The 26674-nt window shown below is 54.2% G+C and carries 26 protein-coding genes; 20 read left to right on the forward strand and 6 right to left on the reverse strand.

The window, feature by feature from the left end; genetic code table 11:
* Window positions 1-60: 60 nt before the first annotated feature.
* A complete protein-coding gene (gene phoU, locus AURMO_RS07870; protein WP_110234636.1) occupies window positions 61-726 on the reverse strand; it encodes a phosphate signaling complex protein PhoU in 666 nt (221 codons plus the stop codon).
* A 177-nt stretch (window positions 727-903) separates the two neighbouring features.
* On the opposite strand from phoU, the gene AURMO_RS07875 reads away from it, so the two are divergent.
* Entirely contained in the window at window positions 904-2046 is a 1143-nt protein-coding gene (locus tag AURMO_RS07875) for a sensor histidine kinase (RefSeq protein ID WP_239406822.1), read from the forward strand.
* Window positions 2043-2726 (forward strand): response regulator, encoded by a 684-nt coding sequence (locus AURMO_RS07880; RefSeq protein WP_110234638.1) that lies wholly within the window; start codon window positions 2043-2045, stop codon window positions 2724-2726. Before AURMO_RS07875 ends, AURMO_RS07880 begins: the two co-directional genes overlap by 4 nt.
* A gap of 16 nt (window positions 2727-2742) precedes the next feature.
* Here the strand turns inward: AURMO_RS07880 and AURMO_RS07885 are convergent, their stop codons facing one another.
* Window positions 2743-3069: an ArsR/SmtB family transcription factor gene (locus AURMO_RS07885; protein ID WP_110234639.1), complete on the reverse strand. Its 327-nt coding sequence runs from the start codon at window positions 3067-3069 to the stop codon at window positions 2743-2745.
* Between the two features lie 262 nt (window positions 3070-3331).
* On the opposite strand from AURMO_RS07885, the gene AURMO_RS07890 reads away from it, so the two are divergent.
* Window positions 3332-4012: an MIP/aquaporin family protein gene (locus AURMO_RS07890; RefSeq protein ID WP_239406823.1), complete on the forward strand. Its 681-nt coding sequence runs from the start codon at window positions 3332-3334 to the stop codon at window positions 4010-4012.
* On the forward strand, window positions 4002-4412 hold the full coding sequence (locus AURMO_RS07895; RefSeq protein ID WP_110234641.1) for an arsenate reductase ArsC: 411 nt from the start codon (window positions 4002-4004) through the stop codon (window positions 4410-4412). The genes AURMO_RS07890 and AURMO_RS07895 overlap by 11 nt, the downstream gene beginning before the upstream one ends.
* 58 nt (window positions 4413-4470) lie before the next feature.
* On the opposite strand, the gene AURMO_RS07900 is transcribed toward AURMO_RS07895, so the two are convergent.
* Window positions 4471-5826 (reverse strand): FAD-dependent oxidoreductase, encoded by a 1356-nt coding sequence (locus AURMO_RS07900; RefSeq protein WP_110234642.1) that lies wholly within the window; start codon window positions 5824-5826, stop codon window positions 4471-4473.
* Between the two features lie 69 nt (window positions 5827-5895).
* On the opposite strand from AURMO_RS07900, the gene purD reads away from it, so the two are divergent.
* The 11 genes from purD to AURMO_RS07955 all read left to right on the forward strand — a co-directional run bounded on the left by purD (window position 5896) and on the right by AURMO_RS07955 (window position 15266).
* Window positions 5896-7164 carry a phosphoribosylamine--glycine ligase gene (gene purD / locus AURMO_RS07905; RefSeq protein ID WP_110234643.1) on the forward strand — a complete coding sequence of 423 codons (1269 nt, stop codon included), beginning with the start codon at window positions 5896-5898 and terminating at the stop codon, window positions 7162-7164.
* Window positions 7164-8051: a phosphoribosylaminoimidazolesuccinocarboxamide synthase gene (locus tag AURMO_RS07910; RefSeq protein ID WP_110234644.1), complete on the forward strand. Its 888-nt coding sequence runs from the start codon at window positions 7164-7166 to the stop codon at window positions 8049-8051. Before purD ends, AURMO_RS07910 begins: the two co-directional genes overlap by 1 nt.
* Before the next feature lie 61 nt (window positions 8052-8112).
* Window positions 8113-8769, forward strand: coding sequence for a membrane protein YczE (yczE, locus tag AURMO_RS07915; protein WP_110234645.1), 657 nt, complete (start codon window positions 8113-8115; stop codon window positions 8767-8769).
* A gap of 51 nt (window positions 8770-8820) precedes the next feature.
* Window positions 8821-9279, forward strand: coding sequence for a hypothetical protein (locus AURMO_RS07920; protein ID WP_162532709.1), 459 nt, complete (start codon window positions 8821-8823; stop codon window positions 9277-9279).
* Window positions 9280-9363: 84 nt separating this feature from the next.
* Window positions 9364-9960, forward strand: coding sequence for a DUF305 domain-containing protein (locus tag AURMO_RS07925; protein WP_110234647.1), 597 nt, complete (start codon window positions 9364-9366; stop codon window positions 9958-9960).
* A complete protein-coding gene (locus AURMO_RS07930; RefSeq protein ID WP_110234648.1) occupies window positions 9960-11453 on the forward strand; it encodes a multicopper oxidase family protein in 1494 nt (497 codons plus the stop codon). Before AURMO_RS07925 ends, AURMO_RS07930 begins: the two co-directional genes overlap by 1 nt.
* Window positions 11454-11462: 9 nt before the next feature.
* Complete coding sequence (locus AURMO_RS07935; protein ID WP_338021092.1) at window positions 11463-11678, forward strand: heavy-metal-associated domain-containing protein; 216 nt, start codon at window positions 11463-11465, stop codon at window positions 11676-11678.
* A gap of 68 nt (window positions 11679-11746) precedes the next feature.
* On the forward strand, window positions 11747-12604 hold the full coding sequence (locus tag AURMO_RS07940; RefSeq protein WP_110234649.1) for an SGNH/GDSL hydrolase family protein: 858 nt from the start codon (window positions 11747-11749) through the stop codon (window positions 12602-12604).
* A 19-nt stretch (window positions 12605-12623) separates the two neighbouring features.
* Complete coding sequence (locus AURMO_RS07945) at window positions 12624-13772, forward strand: glycosyltransferase family 4 protein (protein ID WP_110234650.1); 1149 nt, start codon at window positions 12624-12626, stop codon at window positions 13770-13772.
* Window positions 13773-13812: 40 nt separating this feature from the next.
* Entirely contained in the window at window positions 13813-14376 is a 564-nt protein-coding gene (locus AURMO_RS07950) for a DedA family protein (protein WP_162532710.1), read from the forward strand.
* Window positions 14373-15266 carry a UTP--glucose-1-phosphate uridylyltransferase gene (locus tag AURMO_RS07955; protein ID WP_110234652.1) on the forward strand — a complete coding sequence of 298 codons (894 nt, stop codon included), beginning with the start codon at window positions 14373-14375 and terminating at the stop codon, window positions 15264-15266. The genes AURMO_RS07950 and AURMO_RS07955 overlap by 4 nt, the downstream gene beginning before the upstream one ends.
* 44 nt (window positions 15267-15310) lie before the next feature.
* Here the strand turns inward: AURMO_RS07955 and AURMO_RS09025 are convergent, their stop codons facing one another.
* On the reverse strand, window positions 15311-15841 hold the full coding sequence (locus tag AURMO_RS09025; RefSeq protein WP_204163611.1) for a hypothetical protein: 531 nt from the start codon (window positions 15839-15841) through the stop codon (window positions 15311-15313).
* Between the two features lie 136 nt (window positions 15842-15977).
* Here AURMO_RS09025 and AURMO_RS07965 point away from each other — a divergent pair, with 136 nt between their 5' ends.
* Together AURMO_RS07965 and AURMO_RS07970 are read left to right on the forward strand one after the other, a co-directional pair.
* Window positions 15978-19952 carry a Pls/PosA family non-ribosomal peptide synthetase gene (locus AURMO_RS07965; protein WP_239406824.1) on the forward strand — a complete coding sequence of 1325 codons (3975 nt, stop codon included), beginning with the start codon at window positions 15978-15980 and terminating at the stop codon, window positions 19950-19952.
* 2 nt (window positions 19953-19954) lie between these two features.
* On the forward strand, window positions 19955-21247 hold the full coding sequence (locus tag AURMO_RS07970) for a M1 family metallopeptidase (RefSeq protein WP_239406825.1): 1293 nt from the start codon (window positions 19955-19957) through the stop codon (window positions 21245-21247).
* Here the strand turns inward: AURMO_RS07970 and AURMO_RS08945 are convergent.
* Entirely contained in the window at window positions 21244-21813 is a 570-nt protein-coding gene (locus AURMO_RS08945) for a 4'-phosphopantetheinyl transferase family protein (protein ID WP_162532711.1), read from the reverse strand. The genes AURMO_RS07970 and AURMO_RS08945 overlap by 4 nt on opposite strands.
* A gap of 9 nt (window positions 21814-21822) precedes the next feature.
* A complete protein-coding gene (locus tag AURMO_RS07980; RefSeq protein WP_110234655.1) occupies window positions 21823-23460 on the reverse strand; it encodes an alpha-glucosidase in 1638 nt (545 codons plus the stop codon).
* 131 nt (window positions 23461-23591) lie between these two features.
* On the opposite strand from AURMO_RS07980, the gene kynA reads away from it, so the two are divergent.
* From kynA to AURMO_RS07995, 3 genes are read left to right on the forward strand one after another with little or no spacing between them, the layout of a single operon-like run.
* On the forward strand, window positions 23592-24440 hold the full coding sequence (kynA, locus tag AURMO_RS07985; protein ID WP_110234656.1) for a tryptophan 2,3-dioxygenase: 849 nt from the start codon (window positions 23592-23594) through the stop codon (window positions 24438-24440).
* A gap of 9 nt (window positions 24441-24449) precedes the next feature.
* Complete coding sequence (locus tag AURMO_RS07990) at window positions 24450-25421, forward strand: amidohydrolase family protein (protein ID WP_110234657.1); 972 nt, start codon at window positions 24450-24452, stop codon at window positions 25419-25421.
* Window positions 25418-26668, forward strand: coding sequence for a kynureninase (locus AURMO_RS07995; protein ID WP_110234658.1), 1251 nt, complete (start codon window positions 25418-25420; stop codon window positions 26666-26668). Before AURMO_RS07990 ends, AURMO_RS07995 begins: the two co-directional genes overlap by 4 nt.
* Window positions 26669-26674: the final 6 nt, after the last annotated feature.

The raw sequence follows: 26674 nt of genomic DNA on the forward strand, positions 1-26674 counted from the left end.
ATATTTGACAGGTTAATGCACAAAAACCCCGGGAAAACCGGGGTTTTTGAGTGAGAGTTGTTAGGCCTCTTCAGAAGAAAGTTCAGGAGCCCATTCACCAGTCGACAGGTACTTGACCTTGCGCGCAATGGAGATAGCGTGATCTGAGAAGCGCTCGTAGTAGCGGCTTGCCAAGGTGGCATCAACAGTGTCCATTGAGGTGCCACCCCAGGCTTCGCTGAGAACCTTGTCGAAGACGGACAAGTGAAGTGCGTCAATCTGGTCATCGATGTCGCGAATGGCGTCAACGAACTTCATGTCCTGGGTCTTGAGCATCTTGATCAGCTTCTCAGCAACCTTGATGTCGAGTTCACCCATCTCTTTAAAGGTTGAACGCAGACCCTTGGCGATGACCTTGTCAGGGAAGCGGTAGCGAGTGAGCTGAGCAAGGTGCTCTGCCATGTCACCCATACGCTCCAGCGAAGCGCTCATGCGAAGTGCGCTGACGACAACACGAAGGTCGCGGGCTACGGGCTGCTGACGAGCGAGAATCTGGATAGAGAGTTCGTCGAGGGTGAGTGCAAGTTCGTCGATGCGGGCATCTTCTTCGATGACCTGTTCGGCAAGTGCAATGTCACTGGTCTGGAATGCAGTTGTACCTTTACGCATTGCTTCGGCAACGAGTTCGGCAATTTCTACAAGGCGCTGCTGAACTTCGTGAAGTTCCTGCTGGAATACGTCGCGCATGATGGTTCCTTAAATAGTTGTGGTCAACCGCACTCTAAGTAAGCCCCGTGATGGTGAATCCGCTGTGTCACGAAGGTTAACGTAAAGAGCGAGTCTGGTTAACAGTTGACGTTTCAACCCTACTCCTGCCCTTTTTCTTTTTGAGAGAGGCACGTGGTGGGTTACCGTTAGAGCATCATGTCGGCATCTGTTGTATTGCTCGCCCTCGGGGTTGGAGCCGTTGCGGGTGTCGCCGTTGTGCTTCTCATTATCTGGGTGCTTCGCCAACGCAGAATGGATAACGAGAAAACATCCGGTGACCTTCCTCGTGGAGTTGCGCAACTCGTCAGCAAACTCGATGGTGCCGTCCTGGTTTTAGATAAATCTCTCAACGTCCTCATTGCTTCTGATGCAACCAGCCGTTTGGGTCTTTCAGGCAATGGTCGCCTCCTTATCCCTGAGCTTGTGTTGATCGCGGAACAAGCTGCCCAGGGTAAAAGTGTTTCTCGGGAAGATTTCGAGATCTCTCGCGGACCGCTTGGTGATGCTACCCTCACCGTGACCGTTCATGCCTCACCTTTTCGCAATCGCTTCGTGCTGCTCTCAGTGATCGACCGCGGGGAATACCAGCGCCTAGATGATGTCCGTCGTGAGTTCGTTGCCAACGTGAGCCACGAACTGAAAACACCGATTGCCTCAGTTGGCCTTCTGGCTGAAGCGCTTGTCGAAGCTGCTGATGAACCAGACACCGTCCGTCACTTCGCAGAACGACTCACGAAAGAATCTCAACGACTCGGAGCAATCACTCGAGAGATCATCGAACTTTCTCGCCTCCAAGCAGAGGGTGCACTTGCCGAGTTTGCGCCAGTCACGGTAGAGACCGTCGTCATGAATGCGCTGGAACAAAATCGTGTGATGGCTAAGTCACGCAAGATCAAGCTCGCTACCGGTGGCGATTTGGATGCTGTTGTTTATGGTGATGCCGAAAGCCTGACCGTCGCCTTGAATAACCTCATTGCTAATGCGGTCCATTACTCCCCTGACAATTCTCAGGTGGGCATAGGCGCAGTCCGCCGTAATTCCTTCATTGAGATTGCCGTCACCGACCAAGGAATCGGCATGACCAAGGATGAATCAGAACGCGTATTTGAACGCTTTTATCGAACTGACCAAGCCCGTTCCAGGTCCACTGGCGGAAGTGGCTTAGGGCTCAGCATTGTTAAGCACATTGTGTCTAACCACGGTGGGGACATCCGAGTTTGGTCTTCCCCCGGGAAGGGCTCCACGTTCACCATCAGAATTCCCGAAGCAATAACCTCCGGAAAGGACACCTCCGCGTGACCCGCATCCTGCTCGTAGAAGATGAAAGCTCCTTGAGCGAAACTCTTTCTTTCCTTCTCACTCGTGAAGGCTTTGAAGTAGAGATAGCTGAAGACGGCCAGATCGCACTCGATATCTTTGCCAACGGCAACTTCGACATCATCCTGCTCGACCTGATGATTCCCAAAGTTCCTGGTAACGAGGTGTGCCGCCAGATTCGCACCACCTCCAACATCCCCATCATCATGCTCACCGCCAAGGACACTGAAGTGGACAAGGTTGTGGGTCTTGAGCTCGGTGCTGATGACTATGTCACCAAACCTTACTCAACCCGTGAGTTACTCGCCCGCATCAAGGCTGTTCTTCGCCGTAACGTGAAGGAAGACGCCTTCGAGGATGACGGTGTCATCGATATAGCTGGTATTCGTCTCGATGCAGATCGCCACACCCTCCACGTTCAGGGCGCCCTTGTTGCTATTCCACTTAAAGAGTTTGAACTTCTGGAATACCTCATGAGCAATGTGGGCCGCGTGCTCACTCGTGGTCAACTCATTGACCGCGTCTGGGGAACTGACTACTACGGCGATACCAAGACTCTGGATGTTCACATTAAGCGCTTGCGCTCCAAGATTGAAGCAGACCCTGCTGAGCCCGTGAACCTCGTGACCGTGCGTGGCCTGGGCTACCGCTTCGACGCCTAGAGCTATATCACGAGTGTTAATCCACGCAGCAAGAGTCTGACGTGTTGACAGGCCCTAAATTGAGGGCTATGAGGATATTGCTTGCAGCTGGCGTGAGCGAAAAATAAGCCCATTTGCCTTTTTGGCTTCGGGTCAGGAGCCCTGCATCAACTAACAACTTCATGTGGTGGCTCACCGTGCTTTGGGCAAGGTTGGTATCGGGAGTGAGATCACAGATGCACGCACCATCGACACAGTTGGCACCTGCAATCTTGAGTAACAGATTCAATCGGGTTTCATCCCCTAATGCTTTGAGCTGTTGCGCAAGCAGTGCAGTTGAGGCGAGTTCCTGTGTTATCGACATAGCAAAAGTATATATTGACATTTATCGATATGACAGTGCTAAAGTATTAACGAATCGATATACTTCGATTCATAATCCATTCATCTCAACATGAGAGAAAGGAAGTGCCATGAACAAGCTCAACGTCATCTCCGGCGGCGACGGCGGTTGCTGCGGCGACACCGGCTGCTGCTAAACCCTCGCTGAGTAGCCCCACCAGTTCTTGGAACCGATGGGGCTTCACTCTTGTCTAGAACTTCACAACTGCACCCAGAATAGAAATTTGAACACACTCAGACTTGCCCTCGCAGAGTTCTTCGGAACTCTCGTTCTTGTTGCCACCGTCGTGGGCTCAGGAATCATGGGCACTCAAATGTCGAGTGATCCTGGTGTTGCGTTGCTGATCAACACTCTCTCCACCATCTTTGTGCTGGCACTGCTCATTCTGATTCTGGGCCCCATCAGTGGCGCCCACTTCAACCCAGCCGTGACCCTGGTGATGTGGGCAAAGAAGCTGCAGCCGGGTACTCACGTACTTCCCTATGTCATCGCCCAGGTTGCTGGCGCCATCGGCGGGGCAATCTTGGCGAATGTTATGTTCGACCAGGCACCTATCCAGATTGCGACAACCGAACGTGTCTCGCCTGGTCTATTTATCGGTGAGATTGTTGCCACCGCTGGTTTGCTCGTTGTCATTCTTGTCTTCATTGCTCGCGACCAAGCCCGCTTTGTTCCCTTCGCTGTTGCCGCATGGATTGGCTCTGCTTACTTCTTCACCTCGTCCACGTCATTTGCTAACCCTGCCGTGACAATTGGTCGCGTATTCAGTGACAGCTTTGCCGGCATTGCACCTGCATCTGTTGGCCCTTTTGTTCTTGCCCAGCTCATCGGCGCAGCACTTGGTGCTGTGCTGGCCTGGGCCATCATCAACTCCACCAACAAGAAAGAAAATCATGTCGGATAAGAAAGCCACCGTTCTTTTCGTATGCGTTCACAACGCAGGCCGTTCCCAAATGGCTGCCGGTTACCTCCAGCACCTCGCCGGTGACCGCATTGAGGTTCTCTCCGCCGGCACAGAGCCTCGCGACCAAGTCAACCCGTCAGCAGTTGCAGTCATGGCCGAAGAAGGCATCGACCTGACCAGCTCAACCCCCAAGGTGCTGACTGATGAGGCAGTTATCGCCTCTGACTACGTCATCACCATGGGCTGTGGCGACAAGTGCCCCTTCTTCCCCGGCAAGAAGTACTTGGACTGGCCTCTGGCCGATCCTGCAGGCAAGGGAGTGGACGCTGTCCGCCCCATCCGTGACGAGATCCGCGGCAAGATCGAAGCACTCATTGCAGAGATTGACGAGAAGTTCTAAGAACTCAGATTGAAAAACTATGGCCACCCGCGGGTGGCCATAGTTCGTTAAGTGCTACTTATTCAGCTCGTGATGCCTTGAGCATGGTCTCGCGGTCAACGACCTTAATACGGTCACGGCCTTCTGGTTCACCGAGCTTCTGCTCGTATTCATCCAGAGCAGACCAGCCCTCAGCAGTGGTGTATTCGATGTCACGGCTTTCCATCAGATCCACGATGGCGCCTTCTTCAGGCTCCTCCGGAGTCCACCAGGTTGCCTGATCAGCAAGAACGTGAGCGATGGTTTCCATCGCGTCGCTCTTGGTGTGGCCAATGAGGCCAACAGGTCCACGCTTAATCCAGCCCGTGGCATAGACACCGTTGATGTGCTTGCCTTCGGCGTCGATGACCTGACCTTCGTGGTTAGGAATAACACCCTTGGCAGCGTCAAAAGGAACATCCTTCAGCGGTGAGCTGTAGTAACCAATGGCACGGTAGTAGGCCTGGATCTCAATCTCGCGGATCTCGCCTGTTCCCACAACACCACCGTTGCCATCTGGCTTCGTGCGCTCGTAACGGAAGCCGGTGACGTTGCCGTCAGCGTCACCCAGTACCTCGAGCGGGTTGGCATAGAAGTGCAGGTGAAGACGGCGAGAAGCCTTGCCGGTTTCGCGGGTGCGCCATTCGTTCATGACTTTGTTGAGAACGAAGACTTGCTTGTTGGAATCAATCAGTGCCTGGCTTGCAGGGTCGATGTCGAAGTCCTCGTCATAGACGATCATGTCCACATCGCGAAGTTCACCCAGTTCTCGCAGTTCAAGAGGTGAAAACTTAGCCTGTGCTGGACCGCGGCGGCCGAAGACGTGAACGTCGGTCACAGGCGATGCCTTGAGGCCCTGGTAAACATTGTCAGGAATCTCGGTGACGAGCAGATCATCCGCGTGCTTGGCTAGCATGCGGGCAGCATCCAGTGCCACGTTGCCGTTACCAATCACAGCAACCGACTTCGCAGTCAGCGGCCAGGTGCGAGGAACATCTGGGTGTCCGTCATACCAGCTGACAAAGTCAGCAGCACCATAGCTGCCGTTCAGTTCAATACCGGGAATGTTCATCGGAACATCCTTGGTTGCACCAGTGGAGAAGATCACGGCGTTGTAGTGCTTCTTCAGGTCATCCATAGTGATGTCCACGCCGTATTCGACATTGCCAAAAAGACGAATATCGCCGCGGTCGAGAACTTCACGCAATGCCCCGATGATGCCCTTGATGCGGGGGTGGTCAGGAGCAACGCCATAACGGACCAGGCCGTAAGGGGCAGGAAGAGATTCGAAGAGATCAATAGAGATATCGAAATCGCGCTCTGCCTTCAGAGCAATATCTGCTGCATAAATACCAGCGGGACCGGCGCCAACAATGGCCAGACGAAGCTTGTTCACGGGGTATAAATCCTCATACGTGTTAGTCAAGTGAATCCCCAGTTTAGCTGGGGGCAATAGGCTTAAGAGGTGAAAATCCTGGTTCTTGGCTCCGGCGCACGTGAGCACGCAATTGTTACCGCCCTGCTCGCTGAAAATGCAGACCACGAGATTACGGTTGCCCCCGGCAATGCGGGCATTGCCCACGATGTTCCTTGTGTCACCACAGACATCCTGGACCCTGAAGCAGTCGCCTTCCTCGCCGAAGGCCTAGATGTTGATCTGGTTGTTGTTGGCCCCGAAGCTCCCCTGGTTGCCGGTGTTGCTGACCCACTGCGTGAGATGGGTGTTCCTGTCTTTGGTCCTAACCAGGCAGCTGCAGCACTCGAAGGCTCCAAGACGTTTGCTAAGCGCATCATGGATGAAGCCGGTGTCCCCACCGGTCGCGCCATCAAGGTGTCGACACTTCTAGATGCAGAAACAGCGCTCGATGACTACGGCGCTCCCTATGTCATCAAGGCCGATGGACTTGCTGCCGGCAAGGGTGTTCTGGTCACCCACGACCGCGATGCCGCCGTTGCTCACGCCTCGCACTACTTAACTCAGGGATCTGTGCTGATCGAGGAATTCCTCGACGGCCAGGAGGTCTCTCTGTTTATGTTCGCCGACGGTCACGATGTTCTCCCGCTATCGCCTGCTCAGGACTTCAAGCGCCTCAAAGACAATGACGAAGGGCCCAACACCGGGGGCATGGGCGCCTACTCTCCCCTGCCTTGGCTAACTGACCAGTTCGGCAGCGAAGAGGCGTTCGTCACCGAAGTCATCGAGACCATTGCTCTTCCCACCGTGCGCCAGCTTGAAGCAGAAGGCACCCCTTTCCAAGGACTGCTCTACTGCGGCTTGATTCTCACGTCCAAGGGCATCCGCGTTATTGAATTCAATGCCCGCTTTGGTGACCCTGAGACCCAGGTTGTTCTTCCCCGCTTGAAGACTCCACTTTCTGATTTGATGCTTGCCTCTGCTGAAGGAACCCTGGCCGGACGTGAACGTCCCGAGTTCTCCGACGAAGCAGTTGTCACCGTCGTTCTCGCCAGCGAGAACTACCCCGAGACACCAGTTACTGGTCGTGTTCTCATCGGTATTGATGACGCCAACAGCATCGAGGGTGTTCACGTCACCCACGCAGCAACTGCTGTGACTGACAGTGACCTCATTGCAACCGGTGGTCGCGTCCTGAGCGTGGTCGGCCGTGGCGCAGACTTCGCCGAAGCACGTTCACGTGCTTACGAAGGCCTCGCCAAGATTCAGCTTGAGGGTGGTCAGTACCGCACCGACATCGCCAAGAAGGTCGTCAAGTAATGTCAGGTTTCACCGGGGGCGAGAAGCTCAACCTCGAGGGCTGGATCCACGCCTATTCGGGCAAAGTTCGTGACCTCTATGTCCCCACGGGCGAGACGCTGGAGTCGACTCCTCGAGTGCTGGTTGTGGCCAGTGACCGTGTGAGCGCATTCGATCATGTTCTTGAACCTGGCATTCCCGGCAAGGGAGAGCTTCTGACCACACTCAGTCTGTGGTGGTTCGATCAGCTCGGTGTCCCCAACCACCTGCGCGAGGGAGAGATCCCTGCCGAGGTTCAGGGCAAGGCCATGTTGGTTGCCAACTTGGACATGTTCCCCGTTGAGTGCGTTGTGCGCGGCTACCTCTCCGGCAGTGGCTGGTTGGAATACCAGGAGAGCCAGAGCGTGTGTGGCATTCCACTTCCCGCAGGACTTCACGACGGCGACAAGCTCCCCGAGCCCATCTACACCCCCGCATGGAAAGCCCCCTTTGGTGAGCACGACGAGAACATCACCTTTGAGCGGACCGTGGAACTGGTCGGCCTCGAAGACGCCACTGCTCTGCGTGATCTTTCCCTTCAGATCTTTAACAAGGCCACTGAGCTGGCTGCCGCCAAGGGCATCATCCTTGCTGACACTAAGTTCGAGTTTGGTCGTGACCGCGAGACCGGTGTCATCACCCTCGCAGATGAAGTTCTGACCTCCGACTCTTCGCGCTACTGGGATGCTGCTTCCTATGCAGCTGGCACCACCCCTGCCGAGAAGATGACCAGCTTTGATAAGCAGATTGTGCGCAACTGGCTCTCCGCGAACTGGGACAAGAACGGCACGCCACCCGTGCTTCCTGCAGACATTGTCGAGCGCACTTCCGACCGCTATCGCGAGCTGATTACTCGCATGCTGGGTTAGCCACGTAACAATTCTTGGGCGACGTTTCTCCCAGATACTCGTGAACACCTAGCCTGAGACTATGCGCCGATTCCTCAACACCATCTTTGAAGTGCCCCGCACGGGTGCACCACTGTGGAAGCGCATCATTCTGGTCGAGATTGGTCTCATTGTCTGCGGTCTTGCCTTCGCCATCATGCTGCGAGCCGCTATTGGACTGGACCCCTGGGATGCCTTCCACTTAGGTCTCTCTAAGGCGACCGGTGTCTCCATCGGACTCGTGGTGGTCATTGTTGGTTTTGCGGTGATGTTCTTGTGGATCTTCCTCAAGCAGAAGCTCGGCATTGGAACCATCCTTAACGCCATCACCATTGGTCTCTCCATTGACTTCTTTATTACCTTGATCCCCAAGGCACCCGATTTCTGGTGGGGCTTGGGCTATTTCATCGTGGCCATCTTGATCAATGGTCTGGGCATCTCGATGTATATCGGCGGCGGCTTAGGCCCTGGTCCTCGAGATGGCCTGATGACCGGCCTGGTTAGTATTACCCAGCGCCCTCTCTGGCTTGTTCGAACAGCTATCGAAGTAGTTGTGTTGGGACTCGGCTGGGTGATGGGTGGAACCGTTGGTTTGGGAACCGTGATCTATGCCTTCAGTATCGGTCCCGTGGTCCACGTGATGCTCCCCTGGTTCAATTTGGACAAGGTGAAAGAGCCAGAAGATCTCGAAGGCCACTAGGCGGAAGCGATTCATAGCTCTTTCATAGGTTGTTCTGTCACAATATGGACTATGAAACGGCTGTCGGTATTCCCCGCGTTATTCGCGATGGTGACAGTGGCGTTCCTCTTTGGTTTAGCCCCCGTATTTCACGCGGTGTGTGTTTCAGCCATGAGCCCCAGTTCCACAGCAGATATGAGTCATGTCATGGCGGACGGAACCGTTATGGAGATGACAGCTGAAGTGCCTCCTGCTGTCATGAACATGTCCTCCTCTGAAACTGAGATGAAGGCAGATGCAATCTCGAATCCAGATATGACGGCATCGAACTTCGTTGGCAGCATCATGATTACTGCTGGGCTGACGTTATTGACATTCTTTGGATTGCGATATTGCAAGCAGGCACTAGCTCGTGGGTTTGTCGTTGAAATCCCGAAGCCAATGTTGGTGAAACTTTCTGAGGTGAGTCTTGCCCGAGCAAGGCCACCTAGCCACGTTGATCTCAACTCTTTGTGTATTTCCCGAACATAAGCCTTACGTCTTAGTGCGCAGGCGACGTCAGTCGCTGGTGCGCACAGAAGTTCTCACACTTTATAAAGACCTTAAGGATTAAGAATGTTTAACAAGAAATACCGTATTGCTGGAATTACTGCTGTTGCTCTCGCTGGTGCGATTTCATTAGCTGGCTGCACCACCAACCTCGGAGGAAACGACTCCAACGGAACGATGGATGGCGGCATGATGGGAAACAACAAGAGTGCGTCCGCATTCTCGGGAACCGACATCATGTTTGCCCAGATGATGATTCCTCACCACCAGCAGGCCGTGGACATGTCCACCCTCGCTGAGACTCGCACCACCAACCCTGAAGTCTTGGCTCTGGCCAAGCAGATCAAGGATGCCCAAGCACCTGAAATCAAGCAGATGAAGGCATGGATTGAGTCCTCAGGATCAAGCACGGACATGGGCCATGACATGGGAATGGGTGGCATGCTCACCGATGAACAGATGACTGCTCTAGAAAATGCCCAAGGCGCTGCGTTCGACAAGCTCTACCTCGAAGGCATGATTGGTCACCATGAAGGTGCCCTGCAGATGGCCACGATGATTGAGAACTCTTCCAACTCCGAAGCGAAAGAACTCGCAGCCAACATTATTAAGAGCCAAAGCGCTGAAATCGAAAAGATGAAGCAGATGCTGGAGGCGCTGTAATGGCTTCGCAAGATACCCGCATTTCCAGAAGAACCATATTAATCGCCGGAGGTGCCAGCGCGGGAGCGCTGGCACTGGCTGGTGGTGCTTTTTGGCTGGGAACTAGCGTCTCGAAAACATTGACTTCAGGCAATCCGACACAGAGCTCTCTCCCAGGTTTTGGGATAGAACCGGAGATTCTCCGAAGCTCCGGAGGGAAGCTCACAGTCGATCTCGTCGCGGCATACAGCGAGATTCAGATTGGAGGGAAACCAGCCAAGCTAAAAACCTACAATGGCACCACCCCAGGCCCCACGTGGATGGTGAAGCCAGGTGATGTCATCACCGTGAACTTCACCAACAACCTCGGTGAGCCAACCAATCTCCACACCCATGGCTTCCACGTCTCCCCTGCAGGCAACAGCGACAACGTTTTTGTTGAAGTGGCAGACGGTGAAACGTTCACTTACCAATATACGTTGGCAGACAATCACCCCTCTGCCCCGTTCTGGTATCACCCACACCACCATGGCATGGCAGCTGATCAAGTTTTTGCTGGCCTGTACGGTGCCATCGTGGTGGAAGATACTGAACCCATTCCCGCCACAAAAGAACGTGTCCTTGTTCTCTCAGACATCTCTCTTCAAACCGATGGCAATGTCGCTGGAGCAAACATGATGAGCAAGATGATGGGACGCGAAGGTGACATTCTCCTTCTCAATGGGCAGGTTCAGCCCAGCTATGCCTCCGATCAGAACGCGCTCGAACGCTGGCGCATTGTGAACTCATGCACCTCCCGCTACATGAAGCTCAGCGTTCCTGGCGGAACAGCAACCTTGTTGGGGAAGGATTCCGGTCGCTATGCTCAACCGCAAAAAGTGACCGAATTTACCCTGGCGCCTGGAAACCGCGCAGACCTGCTCGTGCAGTTAGGATCAGAACCAGTTTCACTCTCGTACACAACTGTTCCCCATCCAGATGCCATGATGATGGGCTCGACTCAGACCTACACAAACTACCCTCTGGCTCAGTTCATCCCAGGATCAACCACGGCAGCCACAGTTGGAGCTCTTCCAACCCAGACAGCAGGACCAGACCTGCGAAGTGAAGCGATAGCCGATGCGCGCTCCTTCACCCTCAAGATGCCCAACATGGGCGGAATGGGTGGCATGGGCAATATGAATGGTGGCTTCACCATTAATGGCCAAGCCTTCAATATGGATGTGATTAACACCTCTGTGAAGCTTGGCACCGTCGAGGAGTGGACCATTATTAATGACACCACGATGGATCACCCCTTCCATCTCCACGTCTGGCCCATGCAAGTTCTCTCCATTGGAGGTTTAGTTGTAACCGCTGTGGAATACCAAGACGTTGTGAATGTTCCGGCAAACTCTCGCAGCGTGATTCGAGTTCACTTCGATAAATTCGAAGGCAACGCGGTTTACCACTGCCACATTCTTGATCATGAAGATCAAGGAATGATGGGCATTATTGAAGCTAACCCTGCATAGGAAGAAGAAATGATGAGGACTGCAACCTTCACCGCAACAGGAATGACCTGCCAGCACTGTGTTGCCAGCGTCACCAAAGAAGTGAGTGAGCTCGATCACGTCACCTCAGTCACTGTTGACCTCCCCACAGGAAAAGTCACGGTGGAAAGCGATGCCCCCATCCCTGCGGATGAGGTCATCACTGCCATCGATAAGGCTGGTTACTCCGCAGTGGAGAAAAAATAGCCCCCACTGTTTGCCTTCTGTTTCGTGTCAGGTGGTCGCGAGTTAATCCCCATCGCGACGATTGAAGTGTGGCCACAGCTGTCTATCGACGATATGTAGCCCTGGGTGATTCGCTTACCGAGGGCCTCGGCGACGACCGTTTCGAACAGGATCGAATATTCGCCGGTTGGGCTGATCGGTTTGCTGTTCTGCTCAACGAGGATGCTATGGCTGCAGGTGAAGATTTTCTCTACGCCAATCTGGCCGTGCGCAGTAGGAATTCCTCCGAAATACTCTCAGAACAAGTTCACGAAGCTCTTCAACTTGAGCCCGACCTGGTCACCATCATGGCTGGGGCAAATGACCTGTGGCGTCCACGGAAAAGTTGGGACCTTGTCAGGGCTCAGTTCACTGAAGCCGTCCGCCTACTCAAAGAAGCAGGCATCACTGTCGTGTTAGCTAACTGCATCAATCCAGTACATCACTGGTCTTTTCGTGGCGGTGCACTGCGGGCTAAAGAACTCACAAAACTCATCGAAGAAGTCGCATCCGAACAGAATGTCTTGGTCGTGGATGTCTACCGCAGCCCGACGTTACGTCGCTTACGAGTCTGGTCCGCAGATTGTGTTCACTTTGGCGCACGCGGTCATGCACACGTTGCCAATAAGGCAGCAAAACTTCTCGGTTTGCCTTACCGAATCGAAACCCCTGTCCTTCAGCCTCGCCTCAAAGACAGCATGACGCTACTGGAACATGTCTCATGGATTGCCACCCATGTGACTCCGTTTGTCGGCAGAAGACTGCGTGGGATTGCTGCCGGCGACGGCATTAATCCCAAAAGACCTGTGATGTCCCGTGTTCACGATCACCCCTGGACGGTGCGACGTTCAAAGTCTTCACCACTCGTTCACTCGCCATTTCCCCCCGCGTCGATTCTCGCCGAATAAGCCTATGTAGCTTGGGGACATGAGCATGCGGGTTGCCATTGTGACAGAGTCATTTCTCCCCTCACTGAACGGAGTTACCAACTCCGTACTTCGAGTCGTTGACACTCTCAAAGAGGCAGGACATGAGGTCATCATCATTGCCCCCACTGCCCCCACCAAGCGGTATTTGGGGTTCAAGGTAGTCCGAACCTTGGCCTTGCCCTTCATGCAATTCCAGGTGGGACTTCCTCCGTTGGCTCTTCAAGCAACACTGGAAGAATTCAAGCCTGACGTCATCCACGTCGCTTCCCCGTTCTTCTTGGGTGGTCAGGCCATAGCCATCGCTAACAAACTCGGTATTCCGACCGTTGCGATCTATCAGACAGACATCGCGGGGTATCTCCAGCGCTACGGTATGAACTTCGCCAAACCCGTTGTTGATCGATTTATTGCAGCGATTCACGGACCTGCGACGATGAACCTTGCCCCCACTCCTGAATCAGCTGCTTACCTCCTCAAGCTTGGCGTGCAACGCGTAGGAGTATGGGGGCGCGGTGTAGATCTCGAACTGTTTCACCCCCGAAACAAGTCCCGCGAGCACACCATTGAACTCCGAGCACAGCTGCTTCAAGGCCGAAAGAACCTCATCGGATTTGTTGGTCGCTTAGCGCCTGAAAAGCAAGTACACAAAATGCTTGAGCTTGCGGACCTTCCAGATACAGCGCTGGTCATCGTGGGTGACGGTCCTGAAAGAAAAAAACTTGAAACCCTATTTGCCGGAAAACCTGTTACTTTTACCGGCTCTCTCCGAGGTAAGGAACTTGCCAATGCCTATGCTGCGCTGGATACTTTTGTTCACTATGGCACCGAAGAAACCTTCGGCCAAACTATCCAAGAAGCGCAAGCAAGTGGCGTTCCAGTGGTCGCACCTACTATCGGTGGCCAACGATTTCTAATCGCAGATGGAGAAAACGGCCGGCTGGTTGACCCCGAGAGCAAGACTGGCTTTATCGATGCCGTGACCGAAATCTTGTCTGTCCCTCGTCTTGCGGCCCGCATGGGTGAAGCAGGTCGACGATCTGTGCTGAAGAAGTCATGGAAAGCTAACAACGAAAGCTTGTTGAAGACCTACCGCGCAGCGGCAGCCTTCACCGGCACTGAGTTGGAGTCCAGTTCTGAACTGGTTTGATGCCCAAGGAATCATTGAGGCTCTCGGGGCTCTCGCAGTCGTGGGAGTAGCGGCGCTGATTTTTGCTGAAACAGCCACAATTCTGGGTTCGTTCCTCCCCGGAGACTCATTACTCTTTCTGCTGGGGCTGACCCTGTCGACGGTGTTGACCAGCATCCCACTGATTCCCGCAATAGGGCTTGTCTTCTTTGCCGCGGTGGCAGGTTCTGAGGTTGGTTACTGGTTAGGACACAAGTTGGGTCCTCGAGTGTTCAACCGAGATGACACCTGGTTTTTCAACAAGAAAGTCGTTGAGAAAACAAAAGAGTTTTATCACCACTACGGGTCGCGTGCGATTATCTTGGCCCGGTTTGTCCCGGTTCTCCGAGCACTTGTGCCCTTGACAGTGGGGATGTCCGACTTTGGCTGGCGTCGCTATTTGGTTTACAACATTGCAGGCGCCGTCGCGTGGGTTGCTGGCCTGATGACAGCTGGCTATTTCTTAGGAACAATTCCCTGGGTTCGACACAACATCGAAGTAGTGGTGATCAGCTTCGTCATAATTTCTTCGTTGCCACTTCCCATTGAAATCATCCGAAACAGACTCAAGAATCGAACATCGTGATCACGTCAATTACTAAAGCAGTCATTCCTGCAGCGGGAATGGGGACACGATTCCTTCCCGCTACCAAGGCCATGCCTAAAGAAATGCTCCCCGTCATTGACAAGCCTGCAATTCAATATGTTGTTGAAGAAGCTATCGGCAGCGGCCTCAATCACCTTCTCCTCATCACCGGGCGAAACAAACAAGCTCTGGAAAACCACTTTGATCGCAATGTGGAATTAGAGACCATCCTCACTGCCCGAAACGACGTGGCAAAACTAGAACAAATCACCACCATCACCGAGGATGTTGATCTTCACTACGTCAGACAGGGCAACCCTCTAGGTCTTGGTCATGCCGTTCTCAAGGCAGAAACATTTGTTGCAGGAGAGCCTTTCGCGTTGCTCCTGGGTGATGACATCATCGAACACGGCGATGACCTTCTCGCCGAGATGATGTGGATTGCTCATACAGAACGCGCTTCAGTAATTGCGCTCATGGAAGTTCCACAATCACATCTCTCCCGTTACGGTGTTGCGGATGTGGTCCCCACCGAGAGTGAACACATTTTTGGAATCAAGGGGTTCGTGGAAAAACCGGAAGTTGAATTAGCACCCTCTCGCCTCGTAGCCATCGGCCGCTATGTTCTGCAACCAGGTGTGTTTGATGTCCTCAAGAAACTTGAGCCAGGCTTTGGTGGCGAGATTCAACTCTCTGATGCTCTTGACCGGATGGCGCAGGACACCTCACTGGCCGGACCTGTGTTTGGTTTAGTTCACGAATATCGCCGCTTCGATACTGGTGACAAACTCTCGTATCTCAAAGCCATCGTTCAGCTCGCTGGCGAACGCGAAGACCTTGGCCCTGCATTCAATAAGTGGCTCAAGAAATACACCAAGGGCCTTAAATAAGTAGAGGCGCCGGTTCCCCGACGCCTCTACTTATTGAATCAGTCTTACTTTCCTGACGCCTTGATCTTGGCCAGGAGCGCAGCTTTGGTCAGGCCGGTGTAACCGGCAATTCCCCTGGTGCGTGCGTAGTCACGAAGTGCAACAACTGTCCAGCTCGCAGAAGGCGTTGTTGAGACCGCGACAGGCTTCGCGGCGGGCTTAGCCGCTGATTTCGCTGGTGCTTTCTTGGCTGCCGGCTTTGAAGCGGGCTTCGCAGCAGTTTTCACTACTGGCTTCGCACCAGACTTTGTTGCGGGCTTCGCAGCGGACTTCGCGGTGGCTGCAGCAACTGGCTTCGCAGCTGCCTTGGTTGCCTTCTTGGCCTTTTCAACCTTTGCTGTGGCCTTGACGACAACTTTCTTTGCGGTCTTGGTTGCCTTTTTTAGGTCCTTCTTAGCGAGGGATTCTGCCTCGTTAGCGGCCTTCTTGATTGACTTCTTTGCCTTGGTCTCGAGGTTCTTTGCGAGGCTGCGAGCTTCAGTCAGTCTTTTGGAGAGCTTCTTCTTAAGCTCTTTCTTATCTTGAGCATTTGCCATGAGAATTCCTTCAGGGGTTTCGTTTCTCTTGCTTGCGAGAAAAAGTTATGGGGCGAAGGTTAACAAACCGCCGACTTTGTGCCGTGTCGTCAACTTGTTCATTTAGCGTTCACTGGCACACGCAATAATGTGCCACATGTCCGAAACCCCCTCTCAGAGCCTTGAAGCACAGTCTGTGCTCTCCCGTCTGAGTAGTGCCCCGGCTCCTAGGACACTCATCGACATCTTCCGCGAGATCACCAATTTCAATGCTGACGAAACAGCTTTGGACGACGGGACTACTCGTCTGAGCTATCGAGACTTAACTGAACAGGCTCTGGCTGTGGCCCACCAACTCCATTCCTATGGCGTGAAGCGGGGAAATCGTGTGGGAGTGCGCATTGAGTCCGGCAGTGTTGATTTATACATCGCAATTTTGGGAATTCTGCATGCGGGTGCTGCCTACGTTCCTGTTGATGCCGATGATCCTGATGAACGTGCGCGGGTTGTCTTTTCTGAAGCAGAAGTCAACGGAGTTATCGCTACCGGCGGTAAGTTCCTTCAATCTGAGATACCCGGAGGGGAACTCAGCCAAGTTGGCCAGATTGATTTTGACTACCGCGAGACCCTCTTTCCTGAAGAATTTGCTCCCCGAGAAACCGATGACGCGTGGATAATCTTTACGTCTGGTTCTACCGGCAAACCCAAGGGTGTGGCTGTCTCCCACCGCTCAGCTGCTGCTTTTGTTGATGCCGAGTCTCGGATGTTCCTCCAAGCAGAACCCATCAATGCCCAAGATCGAGTGCTCGCTGGTCTCTCCGTTGCGTTTGATGCCTCCTGTGAAGAGATGTGGCTTGCCTGGGGCCACGGAGGCTGTCTCGTTCCAGCCCCTCGTTCATTGGTCAGATCAGGTTCTGACCTTGGACCATGGCTTATGGCTAATGGCATCACCATTGTCTCGACTGTGCCTACCCTGGCTGCGATGTGGCCCGAGGATGCCCTCGAGAACATTCGCTTGCTAATTTTTGGCGGTGAAGCCTTCCCTCTCGAGTTGGCAGAAAAGTTGGCTTCTTCCGGCCGAGAAGTCTGGAACACCTACGGCCCCACCGAGGCAACCGTGGTTGCCTGCGGAGCTCAGACCACAGGCATCGGGCCGATGAGAATTGGCCTCCCCCTGGACGGGTGGGACCTCGCTGTGGTGAACGCCGATGGGCATCGTGTTACAGAAGGCGAAACCGGTGAGCTGATCATCGGCGGAGTGGGGCTTGCGAGATACCTCGACGAAGAGAAGGACGCCCACGTTTATGCGCCCTTCCCCACATTGGGGTGGGATCGTGCTTATCGCAGCGGCGACATGGTTCGCTATGAAGCTGAAGGACTGATCTTTGTCGGTCGCGTTGATGACCAAGTTAAGGTCGGTGGCCGCCGAATTGAATTGGGTGAAATTGAAAGTGCTTTGAGCGCTCTCCCGAATGTCACCGCAGGAGCTGTGGTTGTGCAGACAACACAAGCAGGCAACAAGACTCTTGTCGGCTATATCAGTGTCAATGACGTTGAGGCTTTCTCTGTTTCAGAAGCGCTGGTGACCTTGCGTGAATCTCTCCCAGCGCCTCTCATTCCACTACTGGTTCCTCTTGCTGAACTTCCTGTCAGGACTTCCGGCAAAGTCGATAAGGCGGCTCTTCCCTGGCCGCTCGCTACCGCCGACCTTGACGAACTCGATTTCACAGAGATCGAGCGACGCGTCGCCAGCGAGTGGGCTGAGGTTCTCGGTGTTCCCGTGACGGACCTCAACACTCACTTCTTTGATATTGGTGGTGGTTCTTTGGCCGCTGCCCAACTTGTTGGCAGGCTCCGCACCCTGTACCCCAGCATGACGGTCGCAGATATCTACGCCCACCCTCGGTTGGGATCCATGTCTGACTTCATTGATGTCAGCACAGCAGGAGAACTTGTTCCCACCGGGTCGTTTCACAAATCTCCAAAAGTTCCTCAGTCTCCCCAGCTCATCCAGGCAGTGCTCTCCATCCCCTTATTTGCCTTGGCGGGACTGCGTTGGCTGTTTTATGCCCTGACTGCATCTACGTTGTTGGGCTTGCTGGACGTTGTTGACTTTCTACCGTCTGCTCCGCTTGCCATTTTGATTCCAGGCATCTTGTTGTTTGGCTCCCCGTGGGGTCGAATGTTGCTGAGCGTTGCGATTTCCAGAACAGTTCTCGCTGGGTTGCGACCCGGTAATTATCTCCGTGGTGGCTCCGCCCATTTGCGCTTGTGGTTCGCGGAACAGGCAGCTTCACATATCGGTGCGGTGACATTGGCTGGTGCGCCCTGGGTCACGGCGTATGCACGGGCACTGGGTGCACGAATTGGTAAGGGTGTCACCATGCACACCCTCCCACCCATCACTGGGATGCTCTGGGTTGGTGCAGGTGCATCGATTGAACCAGAGGTCGATCTTACGGGTTATTGGATCGACGGCGATGTTGTTCGGGTGGGTGAAATCCGCATTGGCGCTCACGCAACCATTGGCGCACGCAGCACCCTCGCCCCGGGAACTCGTATTGGCAAGTTTGCTGAAATTGCTCCTGGCTCGAGCGTGTTCGGTAAGGTTCCGGCAGGGCAGCTCTGGAGCGGATCACCTGCTAAGCGAGAAGGCAAGGTCAAGGCGTGGTGGCCTCAAGTAGCCGCCAAGCAGTCACGAGCCTGGAGTGCGCTCTTTGCGTTATCTTCTGGCCTCTATGCCCTCTTCCCGCTGCTGTCCTTGCTGGGAGGTGCGACCTTAGTGTTGGTTGCATTGAAACAGAATCAGTCTGTCTCTGACGTACTGAGCATTGTCGCGGTGGGATTCATCCCTGCGACAATGCTCGCCGGATTCATCTTCACAGTTCTCGTTCTTGCCTCTGTTCGCTTCCTCAGCCTCACGATGAGGGAAGGCATCTTCCCGGTTCACAGCTGGGCCGGGTGGCAAGCATGGAGTGTTGAGAGAATCCTCGATTTGGCCCGCACATTCCTCTTTCCTCTCTACTCGAGTCTGTTCACACCCATTTGGCTTCGCCTGCTGGGAGCCAAGGTAGGACACAACGTCGAAGCATCAACTGTGTTGATGCTTCCCAAGATGACCACCATCAGAGACGACGTCTTCTTAGCTGATGACACCATGGTTGCCCCCTACGCACTGGGTAACGGTTGGATGTTCATTGGGCCGGTAGAGATTGGTAAGCGCGCATTCATCGGCAACTCTGGCTTGGCACCAGCAGGGCGCAAGGTTCCCAAAGATGCCCTGGTAGCTGTCCTTTCGAGTGCTCCTCGAAAGGCGAAAGAAGGATCGTCCTGGTTGGGTTCTCCGCCCATGCGCTTGCGCAGACTGATCGCTGAGGGAGACCGCGAGCGCACCTATAAACCTTCAATCTGGCTGCGGATTGCCCGTAGTTTGTGGGAGCTGACCAGGTTTGTACCCGTGCTTGTTACCGCCCTGATTGGTTTCGCAGTGGTGTGTGGCATATTGCTTGCGGATTCCCTGTGGGGAATGTGGGCTGCCGTCCTACTCTGTGGTCCCTTGTTGTGGGCAGCCGGAATCATCGCAGCTGCCATCAGCACCATTGCAAAGTGGGTTCTTGTGGGCAAAATTAAGCCCCAAGAAAAGCCACTGTGGTCTTCCTTTATTTGGCGCAACGAAGTGGCCGACACCTTCGTCGAAATGGTAGCCGCACCCTGGTTCGCCAACTACATGAATGGCACGCTCGGACTTGTCTGGTGGCTGCGCAGTTTGGGCGCAAAAATTGGTGGCGGGGTCTGGTGTGAAACGTATTGGCTTCCTGAAGCGGATTTGGTCACCCTCGGTGACGGCGCCACCGTCAACAGAGGCACTGTTCTGCAAACACATCTGTTCCATGACAGAGTGATGAGTATGGACACGGTATCGGTGGAAGCGGGCGGAACCCTCGGCCCGCACAGCGTGATACTTCCTGCCGCACGTATTGGTGCCCACAGCACTGTTGGTCCGGCTTCTCTCGTCATGCGTGGTGAAGCTGTTCCAGAGGGAAGCCGCTGGAGCGGGAACCCGATCGGGCCGTGGCGTGAAGTTACTGTGCGGAAGTACTTTTCAGACACAGCTTCTGTGAAGACGGTGTGATTGTGGCGGTAGATTCTTACACCCCAGATTCAGGCAGTGCAGATTTCTTCATTGAGCACTACGCACTCAATCTGCATTACAGAATGTCGTCAGGACACCTCAAGGCAGTTGCCACTCTCAATGTGAGGTTACTGAGGGCAGTTCGTCAAATCTCTTTAGACATCTCTGGCCTTCACGTGGGAAAGGTCTCCGTTGAAAGCAAAGCTAATAAAAACTTCAAGCAAAGCCCAACCAAGCTCACTGTCAAACTCGGTGAAGAGTTAGCTGCGGGTTCCACTTTCGAACTAGAAATTCACTACTCCGGCACCCCACGCCCTCGCAGTTCTCGCTGGGGAACAGTCGGATGGGAAGAATTGAACGATGGTGTTGTTGTAGCAGCACAGCCAACGGGTGCACCCACCTGGTTCCCATGCAACGATCTCCCCCGCTACAAATCAACGTTTGAGATTTCACTCACAACCGAACGCAGCTACTCAGTAGCAGCCACAGGAGAGTTGATGAGTACCTCGGAGAAGTCCGGGCTCGCAACCTGGAACTTCCGTCAAAACATTCCTACCCCCACTTACCTCGCCTCCATTCAAATTGGGCGCTACCGTCAACGTGAAGAAGAATTATCTGGCGTGACTGTTCACACGTTCTTCCCCCCAGCTAATCAAAGCAAAATCACTTCTGACCTCTCCAAACTCGAAGACATGCTTTCTTTCTTTAACGAGACGTTCGGCGAGTACCCCTTCCAGAGTTACACCGTTGTTGTCACCGCAGATGAACTTGAGATTCCTCTCGAAGCCCAGGGCATGGCCATCTTTGGGGCTAACCACCTCAACGGAACCAACCCGGAAGAGCGACTCGTTGCCCATGAGCTTGCCCACCAGTGGTTTGGCAACAGCGTGGGGATTGCTCAGTGGAGTGACATTTGGCTCAATGAAGGTTTTGCCTGCTATGCCGAGTGGCTCTGGTCTGAAAAAGCAGGTGGAATTACCACGCAAGGTATGGCCGAGTCACACCATGTGCTGCTGCGCCAGCTCGATCAAGACCTTCTACTGGCCGATCCTGGCCCTGACCTCATGTTTGACGACCGGGTTTACAAGCGAGGTGCACTCACACTTCACGCATTGCGACGTGCAGTCGGAGACAAGACCTTCTTCGCCATCGTGAAGAAGTGGGTTGCCGATCACGCTCACGCTTTAGGTACGACGGAAGATTTCATTGAGTTGTGCCAGAAAAGCACATCTGAGAATCTCGGGCCCCTGTTTGAGCGCTGGCTTTTTCAGAAAGCGCTACCCGCCCTGAACTAGCGGCTCACGGCGACAGCTACAACGAGCCTGTCCTGCTGAGTTGCGTGGTGAACGGTGAACCGCCCAGATACCTCAGCTGGGTCTAGCTCATCGATACTGACAGCATTTCCGACCCTCATAGCTTTCACGACGGCTTCGTATTCACACCACGAACCAAGGGTGACTGAGTGCGTTCCTGTCCGGCCCGCAACTTCTCGAGAGTCTCCTAGGTTTCCCTGTTCAATATCGACACCAATTTGTTTGCCACGGATGCCAGCGGCAACCACTACCCCGCCACTCGAGGACAAGCTGATGTGAACATCAGTGCCTTCAAGGGTGATGGCTCCATGATCCATCCCACATTCACAGCAGTGTGCCACGGGAATTACAGAAGTCCACGCCTGTCCCAGGATTTGCCCGCCCACTTTTCTGGCGAGATACCTACCCGAGAGATAACGCTGTGACAGCACATGCCCTAGGGAAGCAGCACGAGCGCGCTCTGAAGAAGTGAGTAATGGATATAACTCATCAGATTCCTGCTCACTCAGGGATGTTGCACCCCAGAGCAAAACAAAGGAATCAGACATGAATGGAAATTAGTTCTGCAACGTCACGAACGCCTGCCACGGAGCAAGCACGTCAGCCTTCACGCCGAGAACAGCATCACCAGAGACTGATCCAGGAAGCTCAACTGTGTCATTAGACAGGTTGGCCACCACGGTCAGAATGCGGCCGTTGAGTTCACGGGTGTAGGCAAAGAGCTGCTCGTGTTCAATCCACAACATGTCGAATGAGCCATTGACCACCACATCCATGCCGTGACGCATAGCGATGAGCTTTTGGTAGTGGTGGAAGACCGAGTCGGCATCGGCAACTGCCGCTGCCGCGTTGATCTCGGGGTAGTTGGTGTTGACCGAGATCCAGGGTTCACCGCTGGTGAAACCAGCGTTTACTGAGTCATCCCACTGCACGGGCGTGCGGGCATTATCGCGACCCTTGTAACCGACAGCCTTAAGGACGTAGTCCTCAGAGATTCCCATCTCGGGAGCTTCTGCTGCCCAGTTCAAAGTTTCGAGGTCGCGGTATTGGCTCAGCTTCGTGAAGTGAGCACTCGTCATACCGAATTCTTCGCCCTGATACACATAGGGCGTTCCCCGCATCAAGTGCAGCACAGTTCCGAAAGCCTTGGCAGAGTTCACACGGTGTTCGGCAGAGTCATTACCCCAACGCGAAACAATGCGGGGCTGGTCGTGGTTGTTCCAATACAGGGAGTTCCAGCCAACCTGCTCGAGCCCCTTCTGCCACTTGTTCAGGTTCTCCTTGAGTGCCTTCACAGTGAAGGGAACCAGGTCCCATTTTCCATACCCTTCAGGGTTGGTGTCGAGGTCCATGTGTTCGAAGGTGAACACCATGTTGAGCTCATGGCGTTCGGGAGCGGTGTATTGCTGGGCAAGTTCAACCGTGCAGCCGGGCATCTCACCAACAGTGATGAGTCCCTTATCGCGCAGAACCTCACGGTTCATTTCTTGCAGGAATTCGTGAATACGTGGACCATTCATCCAAGGACCGAACAGGTCATCACCTGCCGAGAAGTCCTGGTGCTTGGAGATGAGGTTAATCACGTCCATGCGGAAACCATCCACGCCCTGCTCCAACCACCAATTCATCATCGAATAGACGGCGGCACGAACCTCGGGGTTTTCCCAGTTCAGGTCAGGCTGCTTCTTGGAGAAGATGTGCAGGAAGTATTGCTGAGTGTTTTCGTTCCACTGCCAGACCGAGCCAGAAAACGCAGCCTGGTGATCGGTGGGCTCGCGGCCGTCCACGGCGTCACGCCAGATATACCAATCACGCTTGGGGTTATCCAGTGATGATGAACTCTCCACAAACCAAGGGTGCTCGTCCGAGGTGTGGTTGACTACGAGGTCCATCACGAGCTTCATGCCACGGGCATGAGTCTCATTGATGAGGTGACGCATGTCGTCGAGCGTGCCAAAGAGAGGATCGATGTCCTGGTAGTCCGAGATGTCATAGCCATTGTCATCTTGAGGAGACTTATAGACGGGAGAAAGCCAGAGCACGTCCACGCCCAGGTCTGCCAGATAGTCCAGCTTGGAGGTAATGCCGGGGATGTCCCCGATGCCGTCGCCGTTCGAGTCAGCGAACGAGCGAGGGTAGATCTGGTACACGACGGCACCCTTCCACCAGTCGTCTTTACCTAGAGTGATGCTCATGTGTCTCCTTGTTGTCTCAACTAACAACTTTATTGGTGTGTGGGAGTTCAGAAACTTTTTTCTCACCAGCTCTGACGAAGAATCACCTCTTCTGGCTAGGGTGAATGAGTTCCCACAAGGAGGTCCCACCCATGGGCGTAGAAAACAACACCCGCGACATCGAAGAAACCGTCGTCACCGACTTCACTGACCGCATGAGTTATGGCGGTTATCTCGATCTCGACACTCTTCTCTCAGCACAGAAGCCCCTGAGCGATCACCACGATGAACTGCTCTTCATCATTCAGCACCAGACCACTGAGCTTTGGATGAAGCTGATGGTGCACGAGCTCATTGGTGCAGCCAATTACCTCCGCAACGATGACCTCGGCCAAGCACTGAAGTGCATGGCACGCCTCAAGCACATTCAGAAGACCCTGACCGAACAGTGGGCTGTTTTGGCCACGCTCACCCCCAGTGAATACGCGCAGTTCCGCGACAAGCTCGGAAACTCCAGTGGCTTCCAGTCGTTCCAATACCGTGCGATTGAGTTCATGCTCGGCAATAAGAACGAGAAGATGATCCGCGTCTTCGACGCAGACCCTGCCGCCCAAGAAATGCTCGTCGCAGCTCTCAATGCACCCAGCATCTATGACGAGTTCCTGCGATACCTCGCTCGTAAGGGCTATGCCGTTCCTGCCTCGATTCTGGAACGCGATGTGACCAAAGCCTGGACTTTCACCGACGAACTCATGCCTGTCTTCATCGAGATCTATAACAACCACGATGAGCACTGGGAAGCCTACGAAACGTGTGAAGAACTCGTCGACTTGGAAGAGAACTTCCAGTTCTGGCGCTTCCGTCACCTGCGGACCGTGCAACGCATCATCGGAATGAAGATGGGCACCGGTGGATCTTCTGGTGCACCTTTCTTGCAGAAGGCACTCGAGCTCACCTTCTTCCCCGAGCTCTTTGCTGTGCGCACCGAGATTGGTAAGTAGCGCTTCTTTATGTGTGGGCCTCTCTTCCCTGAAGGCACCAACCCCTATGGGGTTGGTGGGCGTGCACAACTCACAACCGGGGAATGGGGAACTGTTCTTCCCCTCCTTGGAGATGCTCACGTTCACCTAGGACTATTCGATGGCAGTGAGTTGCGTTCTGGAGGCATTGGCCGAGTGCTGGATTTGGGGTGGTCAACACCAGAACTTCGAAACATTGTTGCTGAGCTCCCAGGCCTCGACATCGAATGGGCCGGAAACTTTTTAGCGGCAGAGGGTGGGTATCCCTCGGACCGTTCGTGGGCTCCTCCTGGAGCAACACTGTTTGTAGAGGATGTCTCTGAAGCTATATCCGCACAGGTTTCCTCTGAAGCTTCTGCCCTCAAGATCACATTGAACTCTGATGCGGGGCCTGTGCACTCTGATGAGGTTCTTCACTCACTCATCACCGAAGCACTTAGAGCAGGGCTGCTTCCGATCGTTCATGCTGAGGGTGCCGGCCAAGCCGAACGAGCAATCACGGCTGGCCCAGCCGTGACACTTGCTCACACTCCTTTTACAGAGCTCCTTTCCGATGACCTCATTTCTTATGCCGCCAAGAACAATTACGGCTGGATGAGCACTCTGGACATCCATGGTTATGGAGAAGTAACAGAGGCCTTTTCCATCGCATCCACGAACTTGTCGAAGTTTATTGAGGCAGGCGGAACGGTGTTTTATGGCACCGATCTTGGCAATGGGCCTCTGCCCGTGGGTATCAATGTGCGGGAGCTGAGAGCACTGGGCAGGTGTGGGTTAGGGCATGAAGAACTCCTTGACTCCATGACGGAATGGTGGGACAGGCGTCGTCCAGTCCCTAATGGTGGTGTTGTGGAAGAACCCCGAAGTTTCATCTCTGAAATCTCAGACAACAGCTGTGAGGACTTTGCCTCTTGGCTTGCCACGGCACGTATCGTCGAACACAACACATTGGAGTTCCTATGACCACCAACTTTGACACCCGTGCCGCCGAACTCGACGCAGCTGATCCTTTAGCTGCCCACCGCGCGAAGTTCTTTGGCACCGATGAGGCAACGCAATCTTCAACTCCCGGAATGCCCCTGGCCTACTTCGATGGCAACTCTCTGGGCCGTCCCATGAGTGCCAGCTTTGACCGTATTGAAGCATTCCTGCGTCACGACTGGGGCACCCGCCTCATTCGCAGCTGGGATGAGCAATGGTTGGACCTACCCCTCGAACTTGGAAACAAAATCGGTGCCGCTGCTCTGGGTGCTGCACCTGGGCAGACCTTTGTCGGTGACTCCACCAGTGTGCTGCTTTACAAGATGGCACGTGCTGCCATTGGCGCCCGTCCTGGTCGCACCGAGATTGTGCTCGATACCGACAACTTCCCCACCGACCGTTACCTGCTCGAAGGTATTGCGGATGAGCTCAACATGACTTTGCGTTGGATTGAAGTTGATACTTCCTCAGGGGTGACTCCAGAACAGGTCGCTGCTGTGGTGAACTCCAACACCGCTTTGGTACTGCTCAGCCACGTTGCCTACCGCTCGGGCTTTATGGCAGATGCTCCCGCAATTACAAAGATCACGCACGATGCCGGCGCATTGATCGTCTGGGACTTGAGCCACTCCGTGGGCTCTGTCGTGGTCGAGTTGGACAAGTGGAACGTCGACATTGCTGTGGGCTGTTCCTATAAGTACCTGTGTGGTGGTCCCGGTGCTCCGGCCTGGGCCTATGTGCGCAAGGATCTGCAGACCGTCATTGAACAGCCGATCCAGGGTTGGTGGGGCACCAAGAACATGTTCCTCATGGGACCTGGCTATGACCCCGAGAACGACCTGCGCCGGTTCATTACCGGTACCACACCGGTCGTGGGCATGCAGGCCATGATTGATCCCGTTGAGCTCATCGGCGAGGTCAGCATCGAAGCAGTTCGCGCCAAGTCTCTGCTGTTGACCCAGTTCGTGATCGACTACACGGACGAAGTGCTGGCACCTCTGGGCGTGACCGTGGCTACGCCTCGCGATCCCGCCCATCGCGGTGGTCACGTCACGCTGAACCACCCACACATGCGTGAATTGAATGCGCTGTTGTGGAAGGAAGACATCATTCCTGACTACCGTGATCCACACGGTTTGCGCATTGGCTTGTCTCCGCTGACAACTTCTTTCGAAGAAGTCTTCATTGGCATGGAAAGGGTCAAAGAGACACTGCTCTCCCTCGGGTAGGATTGA

Source organism: Aurantimicrobium photophilum (assembly GCF_003194085.1).
GTDB classification, from domain to species: domain Bacteria; phylum Actinomycetota; class Actinomycetes; order Actinomycetales; family Microbacteriaceae; genus Aurantimicrobium; species Aurantimicrobium photophilum.